The sequence below is a fragment of the Acinetobacter sp. TY2 genome (assembly GCF_046269225.1).
Taxonomy (GTDB): domain Bacteria; phylum Pseudomonadota; class Gammaproteobacteria; order Pseudomonadales; family Moraxellaceae; genus Acinetobacter.
In genome coordinates, this window is the sequence record NZ_JBJZOR010000011.1 from 37,130 (window position 1) to 53,602 (window position 16,473).

At 37.6% G+C, this 16,473-nt stretch carries 18 protein-coding genes; 8 read left to right on the plus strand and 10 right to left on the minus strand.

Going from position 1 to position 16,473, the window contains the following annotated elements; all coding sequences use genetic code 11:
- Window positions 1-63 precede the first annotated feature (63 nt).
- The 4 genes from ACK1JC_RS08845 to ACK1JC_RS08860 all read right to left on the minus strand — a co-directional run bounded on the left by ACK1JC_RS08845 (window position 64) and on the right by ACK1JC_RS08860 (window position 5,962).
- Window positions 64-1,218 carry a phospholipase A gene (locus ACK1JC_RS08845; RefSeq protein WP_409511505.1) on the minus strand — a complete coding sequence of 385 codons (1,155 nt, stop codon included), beginning with the start codon at window positions 1,216-1,218 and terminating at the stop codon, window positions 64-66.
- A gap of 140 nt (window positions 1,219-1,358) precedes the next feature.
- The gene (locus tag ACK1JC_RS08850; protein WP_409511506.1) at window positions 1,359-4,298 is read right to left on the minus strand and encodes an insulinase family protein; all 2,940 of its coding nucleotides are present in this window, start codon (window positions 4,296-4,298) and stop codon (window positions 1,359-1,361) included.
- A 163-nt stretch (window positions 4,299-4,461) separates the two neighbouring features.
- On the minus strand, window positions 4,462-5,256 hold the full coding sequence (locus tag ACK1JC_RS08855; RefSeq protein ID WP_409511507.1) for a hypothetical protein: 795 nt from the start codon (window positions 5,254-5,256) through the stop codon (window positions 4,462-4,464).
- 253 nt (window positions 5,257-5,509) lie between these two features.
- On the minus strand, window positions 5,510-5,962 hold the full coding sequence (locus ACK1JC_RS08860; protein ID WP_409511508.1) for a GNAT family N-acetyltransferase: 453 nt from the start codon (window positions 5,960-5,962) through the stop codon (window positions 5,510-5,512).
- 140 nt (window positions 5,963-6,102) lie between these two features.
- Here ACK1JC_RS08860 and ACK1JC_RS08865 point away from each other — a divergent pair, with 140 nt between their 5' ends.
- The 8 genes from ACK1JC_RS08865 (at window position 6,103) to ACK1JC_RS08900 (ending at window position 11,989) form a co-directional block, all read left to right on the plus strand.
- Window positions 6,103-7,107, plus strand: a complete 1,005-nt coding sequence (locus ACK1JC_RS08865) for an adenosine kinase (protein ID WP_409511509.1) — start codon at window positions 6,103-6,105, stop codon at window positions 7,105-7,107.
- A 15-nt stretch (window positions 7,108-7,122) separates the two neighbouring features.
- Window positions 7,123-7,434: a Rieske (2Fe-2S) protein gene (locus ACK1JC_RS08870; protein ID WP_409511600.1), complete on the plus strand. Its 312-nt coding sequence runs from the start codon at window positions 7,123-7,125 to the stop codon at window positions 7,432-7,434.
- 51 nt (window positions 7,435-7,485) lie between these two features.
- Window positions 7,486-8,100: an OB-fold-containig protein gene (locus ACK1JC_RS08875; RefSeq protein WP_409511510.1), complete on the plus strand. Its 615-nt coding sequence runs from the start codon at window positions 7,486-7,488 to the stop codon at window positions 8,098-8,100.
- A gap of 541 nt (window positions 8,101-8,641) precedes the next feature.
- Window positions 8,642-8,833 (plus strand): cytochrome oxidase putative small subunit CydP, encoded by a 192-nt coding sequence (gene cydP, locus ACK1JC_RS08880; RefSeq protein WP_409511511.1) that lies wholly within the window; start codon window positions 8,642-8,644, stop codon window positions 8,831-8,833.
- Complete coding sequence (locus tag ACK1JC_RS08885; protein ID WP_409511512.1) at window positions 8,833-10,422, plus strand: cytochrome ubiquinol oxidase subunit I; 1,590 nt, start codon at window positions 8,833-8,835, stop codon at window positions 10,420-10,422. The genes cydP and ACK1JC_RS08885 overlap by 1 nt, the downstream gene beginning before the upstream one ends.
- The gene (gene cydB, locus ACK1JC_RS08890) at window positions 10,419-11,564 is read left to right on the plus strand and encodes a cytochrome d ubiquinol oxidase subunit II (protein WP_409511513.1); all 1,146 of its coding nucleotides are present in this window, start codon (window positions 10,419-10,421) and stop codon (window positions 11,562-11,564) included. The genes ACK1JC_RS08885 and cydB overlap by 4 nt, the downstream gene beginning before the upstream one ends.
- A 23-nt stretch (window positions 11,565-11,587) precedes the next feature.
- Window positions 11,588-11,689 (plus strand): cytochrome bd-I oxidase subunit CydX, encoded by a 102-nt coding sequence (gene cydX, locus ACK1JC_RS08895; RefSeq protein WP_004653762.1) that lies wholly within the window; start codon window positions 11,588-11,590, stop codon window positions 11,687-11,689.
- Window positions 11,690-11,692: 3 nt separating this feature from the next.
- Window positions 11,693-11,989, plus strand: coding sequence for a cyd operon YbgE family protein (locus tag ACK1JC_RS08900; protein ID WP_409511514.1), 297 nt, complete (start codon window positions 11,693-11,695; stop codon window positions 11,987-11,989).
- A gap of 53 nt (window positions 11,990-12,042) precedes the next feature.
- Here the strand turns inward: ACK1JC_RS08900 and ACK1JC_RS08905 are convergent, their stop codons facing one another.
- From ACK1JC_RS08905 to ftsY, 6 genes are all read right to left on the minus strand, one after another.
- Entirely contained in the window at window positions 12,043-12,390 is a 348-nt protein-coding gene (locus ACK1JC_RS08905) for a GNAT family N-acetyltransferase (RefSeq protein ID WP_409511515.1), read from the minus strand.
- A complete protein-coding gene (locus ACK1JC_RS08910) occupies window positions 12,354-12,575 on the minus strand; it encodes a hypothetical protein (RefSeq protein ID WP_409511516.1) in 222 nt (73 codons plus the stop codon). The genes ACK1JC_RS08905 and ACK1JC_RS08910 overlap by 37 nt, the downstream gene beginning before the upstream one ends.
- A 147-nt stretch (window positions 12,576-12,722) precedes the next feature.
- The gene (locus ACK1JC_RS08915) at window positions 12,723-13,418 is read right to left on the minus strand and encodes a DUF2057 family protein (protein WP_409511517.1); all 696 of its coding nucleotides are present in this window, start codon (window positions 13,416-13,418) and stop codon (window positions 12,723-12,725) included.
- 184 nt (window positions 13,419-13,602) lie between these two features.
- Window positions 13,603-14,196, minus strand: coding sequence for a nitroreductase family protein (locus ACK1JC_RS08920; protein ID WP_409511518.1), 594 nt, complete (start codon window positions 14,194-14,196; stop codon window positions 13,603-13,605).
- A gap of 227 nt (window positions 14,197-14,423) precedes the next feature.
- Window positions 14,424-15,116: a nitroreductase family protein gene (locus ACK1JC_RS08925; protein ID WP_409511519.1), complete on the minus strand. Its 693-nt coding sequence runs from the start codon at window positions 15,114-15,116 to the stop codon at window positions 14,424-14,426.
- A gap of 216 nt (window positions 15,117-15,332) precedes the next feature.
- Window positions 15,333-16,430 (minus strand): signal recognition particle-docking protein FtsY, encoded by a 1,098-nt coding sequence (gene ftsY / locus ACK1JC_RS08930; RefSeq protein ID WP_409511520.1) that lies wholly within the window; start codon window positions 16,428-16,430, stop codon window positions 15,333-15,335.
- Window positions 16,431-16,473 lie beyond the last annotated feature (43 nt).

Below are 16,473 nucleotides of genomic sequence, written 5' to 3' on the forward strand. Positions count from 1 at the left end.
GATATAAAAATACCGCTACAAGACTTTTTCTTATAGCGGTATTTTTATGCAATATAATTCAGATTAATAAGCATTCATCAAAGAAACACCCAACCCGACATAAGTCGCACGATGGTTATAATCAATTAGACTTTCACCATATCCATCAAAGATTTGGAAGTTACCACGCAGTTTACCTTTAATTGGGAATGTCCAATCAAATTGCACTGCACCATGTGAGTCATCACCACCTTTAAGTGAATGACGTAACATCAAGGAGAAATCATGTTCATTCCAACGGTAGAATCCAGTGATATCACCACGCCCGACATAATCTTTAATATCAGGATTATTATCATCCTTAAAGTCTTCATCAAGACGGTACCAAGGACGCACCATTAAGGCAAAATTATCTTTTTCAAAACCGAGATTTAACATTACACGGTTCCAACTACGTGACAGTGGATCTGAACGACCATTAGATTGATGGTTCAATGTCAAACCAAGTAAGCGACCATTTAAACCCAAAAGATTATAATTTGTACGGAAAATTAAGCTTGCTTCAGGTTCATAATTGGTTTCACGAAATGGACGAGATTCGTCTTCATTATAAACTTGCCAACGTGATGACTGGGTATAACCAATCCACAAATCACCATTATCTCCAATCAAATTTTCAACCGCTTTAGTTTTCAAAGAAATTTGAAACTTTGCCTCAGTCGATTTTAAATCTTGATCTTCTGTCACCGTATTGTCAGGGTTTGGGCTATGTGGAAATTCATTTTTATTGCTCGTCCAAAACGCAGGCAATAAATAAACAGGTTGATTAGCCCGAATATTCCATGTCCCCAATTTACTATCTGCTGCAAGCTCCCATCGTTTATCCAATAGCGATGAGTTAGGATCTAACCGATCACCATGAATGGCGAATAAGTTTTCAACCTTCTGTCCAATTTTACCTTTCAAAGTATCTGGTTCTGACTTCACAACTTCAGTTGCTAACACTTCAGCTGCACGCTGTTCAGATACAATCACGGGGGCAACAACATTCGGGGTACGAAATATTTTATCGTAACACACTAAACGATCTGCATTTGACTCCAAAGCAGCACATGCTTGGCTACTCGCTGGGTTAATCAATATAGAATCATCTGCATGTGTTGCAGTCACAAAACCAAAACTGAGCATCATTAAGACGCTCAGATTTAATGGTGTGCGTTCAAAAGTGCTGAACGACATAAGGCTCTCCTGATATAAATATCAAAGAATAGGCACACTCTGTTCCATCCTCTATTTTCTTCATGTTGCTTTGAAAATTTTCCAAAGCAGCATCAAGAAAAATAGAGCAACGATTAACCCTGATGGATGGTGCCTAATAATTAATTTACTTTTTTAATTTCAAAGCCAAGTTGTTCCAGTGTTTCTTTGCGAGCAACGGGAGCAACCACAGCTTTTACCGGTTTTTGTTCTACTAAATACGTCTGTGTAACACGCTTTAAATCTTCTAACGTTACATTCAACAAGCGAGCACGTAAGGTTCTACGGAAAGCTGGCGTTCGACCATGTAGTAATGCATAACATGCTGTAATTGCCTCACCTGCAGGCGAACCTGGTTTATCCATACTTGAAACAAGACCCAAAATTGCTTCTTCAAGCTGATGTGGTTTCTGTTCTGTATTGAGCAGCCAATGAACACTTGCTTCAAAATCTGCAAATGTTTCTGCTAAACGTGGATCACGGTAGCTATAAAAACGGAAAGCACAAGCATTGCCGTCATAGCTTGCACCACCGCCATAAGCACCACCTTTTTCACGAATGGCACTATGCAAGAATCCATTACGTAAATAACCTGCTAAAACCATCAGAGGTGCAGCATCTGCATGTGCAACTTCCACAGCAGGATATGCCGATGCACAAAATTGCACATTGGCTTGAATCAACCATGCTTGGTCATTCTGACTAACTTCAGGCTCAACTTCAGTCAATAATACAGGCGAACGATCCACCGCTAATTTATTCCAAACTTCCTGAACTTCTTCAACAAGATGTTCAGACTGATGTTCTTCACAAACGAGTAAAAATTGCTTTGGTGCAAGAAGTAAAGCACGGTGAATGGCTTGTAACTCATTGATCAAGTTTTGATAAGCCGATTCATCTTGCTCAATATTGGTCACTAATTGGGTGAACCAATTTAAAGCACCCAAACCCGTATTATCATAATCACGCTTTGCGAGCGCACTCATATTACGCGAGGCAATTTGCATCGCATAACTATGTCCTGAATCTGACAAACGTGATGCCCAACGTGTTTTACGTTGCTGCAATAGTTCAACTATACGATCTTTCTCATCAAAACGTAGTTGCTCAAATGCCAATTTCAACAGTTGAATGGCATCCAACTTCCCTGTCAATGATTTTGTGGTTAAGGTCAACCAAGCGGTAATTTTACCTTTATCATCAACTTTTGAACGCAGTGATGCGCCCATGCCTAAACCACCACTCACTGCAGTTTGTCGTTGTTGGAATTCTAAATAACCATATTCACCTGCTCCCACTTCTCCCATCAAAATAGACAGTAAATTGAAATATGGTGACAATACAATTTGCTCAGGAATCTGTACCAAAACTTGTTGATAATAGATACCGTTAGTTCCCGCATGATACAAATTCAGTGGAAAATCTGTGCCATTAGAAATAATTTCACGCAATTGACCTGAAACAATTGCCAATTCAGCAGGAATATCATCTAAACCCACTTTAGGCAATAAATCTAAATCATCAGGCGTTTCTTGACGAATTTTCAATGCTTCAGTCTGTTTAATGATTTCAGCTTTTTCTTGCTCTGTTAACTTTTGACCCAGTTCAGCTAAACGCGCTTTTTCAGCAGCAGCTTCTATTGCCGATTTTTCAGCATCAGGCACTAAAGTCATTTGTACACGGTGAGGATTATCTAACAAATAGGTTTGTATCAAATTTGACAACCACATTGGGTCTTTCAACTCTTCTTTCACACTCGCAATTGCGGTATCAACATCCCACACATCTACAGGATCATTGTGGTGAATTGCACTACCTAAACCATTCAGAATTAGGCTTAAACCATATGGAGTACCATCACCATTAATTTCACGTTGATGTAATTCTATTTGATGTAAAATTGCGTCAACCATTGCAGGGTCGGCAGGTTTTGATGCCATATCTTTAAGGACATCTAACACACCATTTTTAAAGGTTTCAGCATGTTCAGGGTTAGAACCTTGTACAGCACAATAGAACGTCATTTCAAAGTTGGAATCATCCACACCCATGAAAGGTCCTGTCGACTGTGCATAACCACATGTTTCTAAATAATGACGCAGTGGTGAAGCTGAATCTTCAAGTAGAATACCTTCCACCAAACGCATACCTAAACGCAATTTGATTTCACTCGCCTTAGGTAATAACCATGCAAGTACATGATAGGTTTTGTCTGTTAAATCTTCGGCATCAACTGCATAATTTTCAGTGACTTCAATTGGTGCAACCAGACGTTGTTCTTCAACCGAATAAAGCGTTTCACCTTTTTCAAAACGTGACAATGCCAACTGTTCAAACTGATCTTGCAAATGATATGCCGTTTGATTACCAAAAGTCATAAACACCGCATTGCTTGGGTGATAATGCGATTTGTAAAAATCCACCAATTCCTCATAAGTTAAATCAGGAATGTCTTTTGGATCACCACCTGAATTGTAGTGATAAGTCGTTTTAGGAAATAAATGATGCGCCAATTGATGATACAACTGATCTGAAGGTGAGCTCATTGCCCCTTTCATTTCATTGAATACGACACCTTTATATACAGGCTCGCCATTTTCAAGTTCAACACGAATGCCTTCTTGAGCAAAATCAAGCGGATTTAAATTGGCTGCAAATGCTGCATCCATATACACTTCAAGTAAGTTTTGAAAGTCTTTTTTATTCTGCGTTGCAAATGGATACGCAGTCCAATCTGCTGCAGTAAATGCATTCATAAACGTATTAAGTGAACGACGAATCATTAAAAAGAATGGATCACGTACGGGAAACTTTGCTGAACCACACAATGCTGTATGTTCTAAAATGTGCGCTGCACCCTTAGAATCCATAGGTTGCGTGCGAAACGCAACAAGAAAAACATTTTCATCGTGCTCAGTCGCCAAATGAAAATGCATTGCACCAGTCACTTTATGTTTATATTCGGACACCAATATGTCTAAAGCGTCTACATGGTGTTGACGTACCAGCTGAAACGCAGGATGAACAGTTTGAGTTAAGGTTTCAGTGACATCTACAGTCATGCGATCTCCAATAGGAATGATTATTTATTATCGATCAGTATACCTTAAACTCTAATTATTGGGCTTCATTGTTATGATTAATTCATAGTTGAATTGTCAAGATTTAATCTAGATAATTTAATCTGTCTAAATCTTACGATTACTGAGATTTCAAGATCACAGTTTAACCCGCAGATTCTCGTAAATCTGGGTTGGGATTAAACTTTTCAGCCATCCAAATACACAGTAAAATTGCCAATAAAAGTACTGCTGATGCAGTGAAGCGGCTTAAAGCCAAACCACCATGATCAATCGGCTTATCAAGAAAGTCCCCAACTACTGCACCAAGTGGACGAGTCAATACAAATGCACTCCAAAACAACAAGGTCCGTGAAATACTCGTCCAAAAATATAATGCAAGAATAACTAAAATGAGCCCTGTATATAAGAAGATTCCGCCACTATATCCCAAACCTGCAGTATCAGCAGACCAATCACCCAAGGCTGTACCGAGCGTTTGTGAAAAAGTAATAGTTAACCAATAAAATAATTCTGCTCGTGGATAATTGACACTATGCGGTGAAATACTGCCTTCGACTTTGTACCATATAAACAATGATATCAGCACTAGACTGAGTAAAAGTGAACTTCCTCCAACATAACCAATGCCGAGCGAACGATCGACCAAATCTGCCAAAGTTGTACCCACAGTGGTACTTGCGATAATGGTGAACCAATACAAATACGGATGATAGCGTTTCGAGCGGATTTGTAAAAAGACCAGTCCAATAAAAATCACTGCGAATATCAGTGTCCCGACCAAATACCCCAAATTTAACGACATCGATACCGCATCACCTGCGGTTTCACCGAAAGTAGTAGCAAAAATTTTGGTCACCCAAAACAAAGCGGTAATTTGCGGGACTTTACTCAACAGATTTGAAAAATCGTGTTGATTTAAAACAGTTGTATTATTCATTTTTCTAACCACTGCATACATCATTATAAATTATAATTATTTTGATCTACTTTGCTTAAACGAATATGAAGCTATCATGAAAGCCACATGAATAACGGTCATTGCTCAATATTCACAATCAAACCAAAAAGTGAACTATAAAAACAAAAAAATCAGCCTCATAATAATGAAACTGATTTTATGAATGAACCTTTAATAGGCTTAAATATTAGCCTAAAATCATTGAATAAACTCAATATACTTTGAATTAAAATTACTGAATTAAGTACTTGAAATAATTATAGTTTGAGTGATTTTCCACATAAACATAATTTTGCTTTTGATAAAAAATTTCCGCTTGCTTGGTGTGGGTATTTAAACACAAAGCTGAAAACTGCGGTTTTGCCATACTTTCAAGTTTTAACAATAACTGTTTACCAATGCCATGCTTACGATACTCAGGCAATACATAGAACAAGCGCACACGACCAATACGGCTTGGCTCACCATTATCGCTGTGTTGAATGTTTAAACCACCACATGCCACTAATTTTTCATCATCATATGCCGTTAAAAAAAATTCACCCGTCTCTGTAAAACGATTTTTACCATTTGTATAATCTTCAATTAAACGATGTAAAAACTGAAAACCATCCTGTGCAGCACTGTCCGCAAGTACTTGCATTTGTGTAGGTAAAGTTTCAGCTTTTTCAATCACGATATTCATTTGCCTATATCCCTAAAGACTTCCGTCGCCTAGATTACTCAAAAAAACAAAAGCAGTGCTGAATTTTATTCAGCAAACTACAGTAAAAGTTAGCATTAGTGTAAACTTTGCTTTTTTAACATTATTGTGTGATGACGAACATGGCTACAGTTGACTTTTTTGCAATTGGTAACGCGCTTATCGATCAGGAATTTCGAGTATCTGACGACTTTTTAAATCAACAGAACTTGCAAAAAGGTACAATGCAACTGACAGATGGTGATACACAGGCAACCTTATACCAACTATTACAAGCAAACCAACAATACAAAGGACAAGCCTCAGGTGGTTCTGCTGCTAATACAACCGTAGCATTTAGTGCGCTTGGCGGTTCAGCATTTTACGCATGTCGTGTCGGTAATGATGACTTGGGCACTTTATACTTAGATGGTTTGAATGAAGCAAAGATTCAAACAACTGAAAAATCAATCAGCGAAGGTGTTACAGGTACTTGTATGGTACTCGTAAGTGATGATTCTGAACGTACAATGCATACTTATTTGGGTATTACTGCAGAACTCAGCGCAGATCAAATTGATTTTGAACCACTCAAAACTGCAAAATGGCTCTACATTGAAGGATACCTTGCAACGAGTGATACTGCTCGTTTAGCAGTAAAACAAGCGCGTCAAATTGCTCGTGAATGTGGCGTCAAAATTGCATTAACACTGTCTGACCCTGCTATGGTGCAATATGCACGTCAAGGCTTAGATGAGTTGCTAGATGATGGGGTTGATCTAATTTTCTGTAATGAAAATGAAGCTTTATTGTACACAGAAACTGACCATATTGATGTTGCTCTAGAAAAATTAAAATTACTAAGTAATGATGTTGTCATTACACTAGGTAGTAAAGGAGCTTTAGTGGCCAATACTGAACAGCACCTTCAAGTTGCTGGTCGTAAAGTAATAGCTGTCGATACCAATGGTGCTGGTGATGCATTTTCAGGTGCTTTCCTTTATGCTCTAAACAATGGCGAAGATATTCAAACTGCTGCTGAATTAGCGATTCTAATTTCAAGCGAAGTTGTTTCTCAGTTTGGTCCACGCCTTGATATTCAAGACTATGCCAAGTTACAGGCAACACTTAAAAGAGAAGCTGTATAAATGAATAAGATTGCCATGACAGAAGAAATTCCAGAGCGTGAAGCACGTGCATTTGATACAGATGATGGTAGAACTATTTTCATCACACAACGCGATGGTGCGTACTATGCCTATAATAATTTATGTCCGCATTTACAAACTGAATTGGAATTTCTCGAAAACCAATTTTTAGATCGTGATGGTGAATATATCGAATGCTCAACTCACGGCGCACTCTTTGATGTCGAAAGTGGTGAATGTATTTCAGGGCCATGTCAGGGTGATTTCCTTGAAAAAGTCAAAATTGATGTACATTCTGATGGCGGTATTTATATCGTTAAAGACTAAGTCTAAACTAGCCCATTTCATATAATGGGCTTTCATTTATATAGGACAGCCATGCTTGAATTCTTTTTAGAACCAGACTTAATGCCTTTTCATATCAGTGTATTGGTATTAATTCTACTTAGCATGGCAGAAACCTTTGGTTATTATATTGGATTACGTCCAAGCACATTCCTCAAGCGAATTTTACCCGATTGGCTCACCCACTCCCCCCTGATTCAGGTCAAATTTGCCAGAGTACTGATTTTTGTTTTCTTACTCATCAATTTCAGTTTTGCTGGCTACTTTTTACAACTAAGCCTTTATGCCATACAAAATCAATTTTCGACTTGGTACTACGTCATTTTACCTGCATTATTGATTGCCATTTTCTTTACTGTTTTTATGATCCACTGCCTAGATCAGGTTATTAAGCCTAAGCTATATGCTACCCAGACTAACCTACTCGGTCGCTTAGCCACAGTATCGAGTGGCAATGCCCGACCGGGCTTTTCTGCTCAAGCACGCGTCCGAGATGAATTTGGACAACTGCATTACATTCAAGTTGAACCTGAATTTGGGGAACTTGAATTTCAATCTCAAATCATTTTAATTCGCTTTAAGAAATCACATTACATTGCGAAAAAAATCTCACATTCAAATGAACTTTCAAACCTAGACCAGTTCTAAATGTTTTGTCATTTTTATAAAACAATACTATGCATATCAGCACATCTATCTTTTTCAGCACCACAATTGTATAAGTTTTAAACATATAGCAGTGGGTTTTGGCTCCGATTCAATAACCTCAAAGCATAAATTTGTTTAAAATACAAACAAATTTTAAATTACTGATACTAAAGACAATAAAAATAATTCATTCAAATTATTATTTAATGTGTCTAATTTTATATTTTAACTTACATTCAACCTTCCTCAATTTAAATAGAAAAATGCGCTCTGAGTGTGCAAAAAAATCACATATCAAACTATTTTGGTTGGTTTTAATTTTTTAAATATAAGTATTTTAGTCGGGTTTATATTCATTAATTCCAAGCAATTCAATCAACTTTAAAAACAAATACTTATAGTATATTTTTTATTTAAAAAAATCATAACACATTGAATTAAATAACAAAAATAATATAATTTTATTTTAATTATTTTATCTATTTATTTTACATCTCATTTCGTTTAATAATATAAATATATTCAGACAGTAGGCTTAATCATGAGCTTAAAATCCCCTGATTTAAATCGCCAATTAGTCAAAGAAATTACAATCATTTTAATAATTAAGATTGTTCTTTTAATGACTATCAAACACATTTGGTTTGATGCACCGACGATTCCAAAAAATTTTGATAACCAAGTTGCTGAGCGTATTGCTGGCAGTCCTTCCCAAATCAAGGAGACACGTTGATGATTTCTGAAAGCGTGGTCGATCTTTCGCGGTTCCAATTCGCAATGACCGCAATGTATCATTTTATTTTTGTACCTCTGACTCTAGGCCTAGCTTTCCTGCTTGCCATTATGGAAACGACTTATGTCATTTCTGGCAAAGAAATTTACAGGGATATGACTAAGTTTTGGGGCAAACTCTTCGGTATTAACTTTGCCTTAGGTGTGACGACTGGTTTAACCATGGAATTCCAGTTCGGTACAAACTGGGCGTACTATTCCCACTATGTAGGGGATATTTTCGGTGCGCCACTTGCTATTGAAGGATTAATGGCATTCTTTTTAGAATCAACTTTTATTGGTTTATTCTTCTTTGGCTGGGATCGCCTGTCTAAAGTTCAACATTTAGCGGTAACTTGGCTTGTTGCATTAGGTTCAAATTTATCTGCATTATGGATTTTAGTTGCCAATGGTTGGATGCAAAATCCTGTCGGTTCAGAATTCAATTTTGAAACCATGCGTATGGAACTGGTAGATTTTGGTGCACTGATTTTCAACCCTGTTGCCCAAGTAAAATTTGTTCATACAGTTTCTGCGGGTTATGTCACGGGTGCAATTTTTGTATTGGCTATTTCAAGCTATTACATGTTGAAAAAACGTGATTTACCCTTTGCTCGTCGCTCTTTTGCAATTGCCGCAATCTTTGGTTTAGCGTCGACACTTTCTGTCATTTTGCTCGGTGATGAATCTGGCTACGAGTTAGGTGATGTACAAAAAACAAAATTGGCTGCAATTGAATCTGAATGGGAAACACATCCAGCACCTGCACCATTTACATTGTTTGGTATTCCAAATCAGGAAGAACAACGTACTGACTATGCTATAAAAATACCTTATGCAATGGGGATTATTGCCACTCGTTCACTTGACAAAGAAGTGACCGGTCTGAAAGATTTGATGGTTCAACATGAAGTCCGTATCCGCAATGGTATGATTGCATACAGTGAACTTGAACAGCTTCGTGCTGGCGATCGCTCTCCTGAGCTGATGGCTTCTTTTAAAGAAAATCAAAAAGATTTAGGCTATGGCTTACTTCTGAAAAAATATACTGACAAAGTAACTGATGCTTCTGAAGATCATATCAAAGCAGCAACAAAAGATACGATTCCAAATGTGACTGCATTGTTCTTCTCTTTCCGTGCCATGGTTGCTTCTGGTTTCCTTATGCTTTTACTGTTTATCCTTGCAACCTATGCAGTGGCAAAACGTAATGCAGAAAATAAACCCTGGTTACTCAAATTTGCTTTGTTTGCCCTACCACTTCCTTGGATTGCAGCACAAACAGGTTGGTATGTGGCCGAAGGTGGTCGTCAACCGTGGACGATTGGTGAAGTACTCCCTACACACTTATCAGCCTCTAGCTTAAGTACGGGTGATGTATGGGGCTCAATCATCGCATTGGCAGCGTTCTATACCGTGTTACTGATTATCGAAATGTATTTGATGATTAAGTTCTCACGCCTTGGACCAAGTTCGCTACATACAGGAAAATATCACTTCGAAAAACTTGAAGCGGCACAACAAGAAAAAGTTGAAGGAGCGCAATCATGATCGAATATGAACTGCTCAAAATAATTTGGTGGGTGTTGGTTGGTGTATTGCTTATTGGTTTTGCGCTTACTGATGGCTTTGATATGGGCTCAATGGCACTTATGCCATTTGTCGGTAAAAATGATGAAGAACGCCGTGCTGCAATCAATACGATTGCACCACACTGGGAAGGCAACCAAGTTTGGTTTGTGACTGCAGGTGGTGCTCTCTTTGCTGCATGGCCAATGGTTTATGCAACAGCCTTTTCTGGGATGTATTGGGCGCTGTTATTGGTTTTATTTGCACTGTTCTTACGACCAGTCGGTTTTGACTACAGATCTAAACTCCACAATACACAATGGCGCACATCTTGGGATTGGGGTTTATGTGTAGGTGGTGCAGTACCCGCTTTAGTCTTCGGTGTAGCCTTCGGCAATATGTTCTTGGGCGTTCCATTTACTCTAGATGAAACTGTTCGCTCAACCTATACTGGTAGTTTCTTTGCACTCCTCAATCCATTTGCATTGGTCTGTGGTCTAGTCAGCTTATCTATGCTGTGTGCACATGGTGGTGCGTGGCTCATGCTTCGTACAGATGGTGATTTACGTAAACGCTCTGCGAAAGCAACACAATTGATGGGTATCATCTTTCTTGTTTGCTTCTTAGGTGCAGGCGCATGGTTATACTTCGGTAATATCGAAGGTTATACTTTAGCGCAACCCTTCAACACCAACGGTGTCGCAAACCCACTTGCAAAAGAAGTATTAACAACAGGCAACCATGGTTGGATGAATAACTACACACTCTATCCAATCACTATGCTTGCTCCTCTTGCTGCAATTCTAGGTGGAATTCTCATCGTCCTAGCTGCAGGTAAAGACAAAGCAGGCTTGAGCTTTATGGGTTCAACATTAGCAGTGACTGGTTCTATTTTAACAGCAGGTTTTGCTTTATTCCCATTCCTCATGCCTTCGAGTATTAATCCGACTGCAAGTTTAACCATGTGGGATGCTGTTTCTAGTAAAAATACACTCACTGTAATGACCGTAGTTGCAGGTATTTTTGTTCCACTGATCTTGCTCTATACAACTTGGTGCTATTATAAGATGTGGGGCGTAATCACAAATAAACATATTCAAGAAAATACACACACCCTCTATTAAGGCTGTGTTCAAGGAGAATAAATATGTGGTATTTCGCTTGGATTCTTGGAGTTTTGATGGCATGTTTCGCAGGTGTATTGAGTGCACTATATATCGAGCATCATCAAGACTTAGATGAGGAATAAAATATGACTGAAGTGACAATGACAACTGAAGAAAAAAAGCCGAATAAGATCGCAATGGCCGTTTCATTTTTGTTGGCATTGCCTCTTGCAGCTGTATTATTAATACATCCAGGTGCCATGTTGGATGCGAATGGTGAATATAGCCACAGTGCGATGATGTATATCATGATCGGCATTTCAGGTGGCTTTATTCATGGTGTTGGTTTTATTCCTAGGTTTTGGCTTTGGAAATGGTTATTTAGCCCATTTGTTGCATGGCCACTCATGTTATGGGGCTATTACACTTGGTTCTTTGCCTAGTAGTACATTAAATAGAAAAACCCTGATAATTCAGGGTTTTTTTACAGTCTATTTTAAATTCTATTTTTTGAAATCACTTTTTTCATCTCAACCAAATATAAATCTACAATTGGAGTTCCAACATTAGCATTTAAAGGATACTCATCCACCACACCTGTTAATACATAACCACGGCGTTCATAATAGGATATCAACTCAGAACGTACACTAAGCACCCACATTACCAATACGTTTATATATTGATGCTCATTCGAAACATAATCTTCTACAAATGCCAGTACTTTTCTACCTAAACCTAGGTTTTGATGATTTGGCGAAATAGCAAAAGTACCTATTTCCACATCTACTTGGTCAAATGTCAGACCTATACAAGCAACAATTTCATTAAATGACTCGACCACCCATAACTGAAAATGCTCCTGTTTAGTGACTGCTTCAATTGCACAAAGTTAATTCTCTCTCCAACAACAATATCAGCCTCACTCGTCCAGTTATGACCTTCAGTCTGCCGATAAGCCAAATTAATCAGCTTAACCAGATGATTTAAATCGGATGATTGTGCAATGCGGAATTTTAGTTCGCTCATATTAAATCTTTATTTTTTGCAAAATTTAAGAATAAATATCACAACTTCATAACTAATCAAAAAGAATGAGAAAAACTAAATACTGTTCTTCAACTTATCGAAAAGAAAAAAAGACCATGTTCATGGTCTCAAAACTTTATTCAATTGTTATTGGGTTGCAAGCCAACTCATAAATTTCTGGCGTTCAACTTTGGAAGCTTTTTGCCAAATCTGAATCAATTGCTGATCTGCAGTAGAAATTGCACTACGTGAACCACCTACTACCACTGGGGTCCCTGTTTCTACAGCAACAGGTACATTCGCATTAACTGTATTATTTGCATATATGGGTGCAGGTTGATTATTGGCTGTTTTATTTGTTCCTGTTAAGTCTACAACTTTAGCAAAGATACCCGAGCTGAGCCATGACTTTGCTTCATTATTCACACCTGTTTGCTGCACGATCATTTTTTTATTTTTATCATAAATTGCAACTGTAGGTTGTATTGCAAAAGCCTTGCCTTCATCAAAATTACGAGGTGCATTAACCAACGCCAATTGATAAGTCTGCCCATCTTTTAAATCTGGCGCAGTTACTGTGACGATACCTGATTTCAAAATATCGTGCTCGCCACTTAAATGTTCAAAATACTGCTGATAACGTACACTCAGTGCAACCTGTCCAGCATCTACCTTATATTCATTTTTTTTTGAACGAAATAATCCCGTATTCACTTCTTGATCATTCACTGCCAATAATACAATTTCTTCAGGTGCAGAAATCGTCACTGCTGCAAAAACCGATCCACTCAGTAGCGAACCACAAACTAAACCTAACGCTGCAATGCCGTATTTAAAACCCATATCATTTTTCTCTTTTGTCAAAAAACTGTAAAAATCACATCATGCATGGCACTATGCCTCGTCTGAATGACAGTTTTATGACAATCTTAAAATCTGAAACAGCTAGATAAAATAATCTATACTTTTTAAATACATAAAAAAAGAGTGCCTAGGCACTCTTTGAAATTCATAACATCAAACTAAATTAGTTAAATGTTTTAAAACGATGTTCATCATTAATAAAGGCTTTTTCACCTGCAGGTGCTTCAATTGAACCAAATACTAATTGTGCACGAAGTTTCCAATCCGCAGGAACATTAAATGTCGTAGCAACTTCAGCATCAACAATTGGATTGTAATGTTGTAAAGATGCACCAACGCCTGCTTCAGACAATGCTGTCCATGCTGCAAATTGTGCAATTGCTGTTGAATGCTCAGACCAAACTGGGAAGTTATCTGCATAAAGTGCAAACTGTTCTTGTAAGTTTTTAATCACACTTGTATCTTCATAAAATAAGACTGTGCCAGCGCCTGCAATAAAGCTATTAATTTTTGCACTTGTACTTGGAAAAGCAGTCTCAGGAACCATTTTACGTAAAGTTTCTAAAACGATTGTCCAAAATTTAACGTGAGAGTCACCAAATAAAATTACAGCACGAGAAGACTGCGAGTTAAATGCTGATGGGCTTTGTTTAATTGCCTCTTTTACTATAGTTTCAATTTTTGCATGATCAATTGGAACATTTTTACCAATTGCATAGATTGTACGACGTGCTGTAATTTGATCGATAAATGACATTGGTTGCTTCCTATTTTATAACCTTATTTCGGTGTTCGTTTTTAAGATGAAGTCAGTGTATGCGATGTTAATGACACCGTCAGCAGTATTCAAATAACAAAGTGTTCTATTTATGCAACAATATTGTTATCGCTTACAATGTAATCGGCTCAATTTATTTAAAAGCAAATACTATATACGTGACTATTTATACTATTCATTTGAAATATAAATTATCATCTTCCAAATTAAACTGAATCACTAAAGACTTTAAATAAGCAATCATCCTCAAATTCAGATTTAGCAATAGCAGGTTTTACAATTGAGCCAAAAACCAACTGTGATTTAAACTGCCAACTATCAGGCAAATCAAACATTTTTGCCGTTTCATGATTAATATTAGGATTGTAATGATGTAGTGATGCACCTAATCCTGTACTTGATAATGCTGTCCATACTGCAAATTGCACCATGCCTGAGGTTTGTTCAGACCAAATTTCGAAATTATGTGCTTGTAGAGGCTTCTGTTTTTGTAATGTTTGAATGACCGCCTGATCTTCAAAAAAGAGTACCGTCCCATATGCCGAACTACAACGATCCAATTTCACCGATGCGCCTTCAAATATACGTTCAGGTAATTGGTTACGTTGAATATTACGTACCATTTCCCAAAATTTATAATGTGCATGTTCAAGTAATATAACAACACGCGCACTCTGTGCATTTTGTGCCGAAGGACAACAGCGTACAGCTTGCTTAATTAATTCAGTTAAATATTCAGGACTATGACTCACACGATTACTTAAGGCATAAATACTGCGACGCTTACGCATATCAGCTAATAAATCATATTCTTTTTCTTCGATATTTTTCTTTTTAAAAATCACATCGGTCGATATATCAGTTTTGAGTACTTGCCCCAAGCGCGTTAAAATTGTCATTTAGAATCCCTCTCAGTCAGGCAAATAAACCCATAAATTTTATATGGATATATTAGCTTGAATGTGAATATTCAACTAATTAAAGCACAATCTAATGTATATTTTTAAAGCAGTTAAATCACTCAAAAACAAAAAACCCCACTATTTGTAGGGTTTTTCATCAATCAACTATTTTATTTATCTTTTAATGCATTAAGCACCATTCAAAACAATCAATTATTTATCCGTTTCAAATAATGCAGCAACAAATGCTTTTGCTGAGAATGGGCGTAAATCATCAATTTTTTCACCTACACCAATGAAACGAATAGGTACATGTGTACGACTTGCAATATTAAATAACACACCACCTTTTGCTGTACCATCCAACTTAGTAATGGTTAAACCCGTCAAACCGACCGCCTCATCAAATGTTTCCACTTGATTTATGGCGTTTTGACCTGTTCCAGCATCAACAACGAGCATTATTTCATGTGGCGCAGTCGCATCAATTTTTTGCATCACACGTTTCACTTTAGTCAATTCTGACATTAAGTTACTTTTGTTATGTAAACGCCCTGCTGTATCGGCAATAAGAACATCAACACCCTTAGCACGCGCGCTTTCAAATGCATCAAAGATTACAGAAGCTGAGTCAGAACCATGTCCCTGCGCAACCACAGCAATGTTGTTACGCTCACCCCAGATTTGTAATTGTTCAGTTGCTGCAGCACGGAATGTATCACCTGCTGCTAACATAACTGTTTTACCTTCACCTTGTAGGCGTTTCGCAAGTTTACCAATAGTCGTAGTTTTACCTACACCATTTACACCTACCACCAAAATCACATATGGACCTTTATTTGGATCAATATGTAAAGGTTTCACACGTGGTGCAAGTAATGCAACCAATTCTTCTTGCAGTGCTTTATATAAAGAATGCGAATAAATCAAATCACCACGCGCAGTACGCTCAGTCAAATTGGCAATAATCGTTTTGGTTGCTTCAACACCAATATCAGCAACCAATAATTGCTCTTCAACTTCTTCAAGCAATTCGTCATCAATCTCTTTACCACCAATCAGGATATTGACCATGCCATCAGCAAGATTTTTACGGGATTTCGTTAACCCTTCTTTCATACGGCTAAAGAAACCACCTTTAGATGAACTGTCTACCTCAGCTTCAGCCCTCACCTCGGTTGTTGCTTGTATTGCAGTTTCTACCGTTTTATTTTCAATAATTGGCACATTTACAGCGGGTAAACCTGGTAAAGTGACATCTTCATCACCCATGTCCGCATCTATCAAAAACTTATTTTGCTGTTCTTGCATGCCGAATCCTTGAAAAGCATTATGATCAAAAAATTGATTTTAA

What these genes read in the sequence shown, in the direction of transcription:
- ACK1JC_RS08875 (WP_409511510.1), top strand. Translation starts at nt 7,486, where the DNA reads ATGCTTGAATTCTTTTTAGAACCAGACTTAATGCCTTTTCATATCAGT.
- ACK1JC_RS08915 (WP_409511517.1), bottom strand. Translation starts at nt 13,418, where the DNA reads ATGGGTTTTAAATACGGCATTGCAGCGTTAGGTTTAGTTTGTGGTTCG.
- ACK1JC_RS08870 (WP_409511600.1), top strand. Translation starts at nt 7,123, where the DNA reads ATGACAGAAGAAATTCCAGAGCGTGAAGCACGTGCATTTGATACAGAT.
- ACK1JC_RS08865 (WP_409511509.1), top strand. Translation starts at nt 6,103, where the DNA reads ATGGCTACAGTTGACTTTTTTGCAATTGGTAACGCGCTTATCGATCAG.
- ACK1JC_RS08910 (WP_409511516.1), bottom strand. Translation starts at nt 12,575, where the DNA reads ATGAGCGAACTAAAATTCCGCATTGCACAATCATCCGATTTAAATCAT.
- ACK1JC_RS08925 (WP_409511519.1), bottom strand. Translation starts at nt 15,116, where the DNA reads ATGACAATTTTAACGCGCTTGGGGCAAGTACTCAAAACTGATATATCG.
- ACK1JC_RS08850 (WP_409511506.1), bottom strand. Translation starts at nt 4,298, where the DNA reads ATGACTGTAGATGTCACTGAAACCTTAACTCAAACTGTTCATCCTGCG.
- ACK1JC_RS08920 (WP_409511518.1), bottom strand. Translation starts at nt 14,196, where the DNA reads ATGTCATTTATCGATCAAATTACAGCACGTCGTACAATCTATGCAATT.
- cydX (WP_004653762.1), top strand. Translation starts at nt 11,588, where the DNA reads ATGTGGTATTTCGCTTGGATTCTTGGAGTTTTGATGGCATGTTTCGCA.
- ftsY (WP_409511520.1), bottom strand. Translation starts at nt 16,430, where the DNA reads ATGCAAGAACAGCAAAATAAGTTTTTGATAGATGCGGACATGGGTGAT.
- ACK1JC_RS08860 (WP_409511508.1), bottom strand. Translation starts at nt 5,962, where the DNA reads ATGAATATCGTGATTGAAAAAGCTGAAACTTTACCTACACAAATGCAA.
- ACK1JC_RS08845 (WP_409511505.1), bottom strand. Translation starts at nt 1,218, where the DNA reads ATGTCGTTCAGCACTTTTGAACGCACACCATTAAATCTGAGCGTCTTA.
- ACK1JC_RS08855 (WP_409511507.1), bottom strand. Translation starts at nt 5,256, where the DNA reads ATGAATAATACAACTGTTTTAAATCAACACGATTTTTCAAATCTGTTG.
- cydB (WP_409511513.1), top strand. Translation starts at nt 10,419, where the DNA reads ATGATCGAATATGAACTGCTCAAAATAATTTGGTGGGTGTTGGTTGGT.
- cydP (WP_409511511.1), top strand. Translation starts at nt 8,642, where the DNA reads ATGAGCTTAAAATCCCCTGATTTAAATCGCCAATTAGTCAAAGAAATT.
- ACK1JC_RS08900 (WP_409511514.1), top strand. Translation starts at nt 11,693, where the DNA reads ATGACTGAAGTGACAATGACAACTGAAGAAAAAAAGCCGAATAAGATC.
- ACK1JC_RS08885 (WP_409511512.1), top strand. Translation starts at nt 8,833, where the DNA reads ATGATTTCTGAAAGCGTGGTCGATCTTTCGCGGTTCCAATTCGCAATG.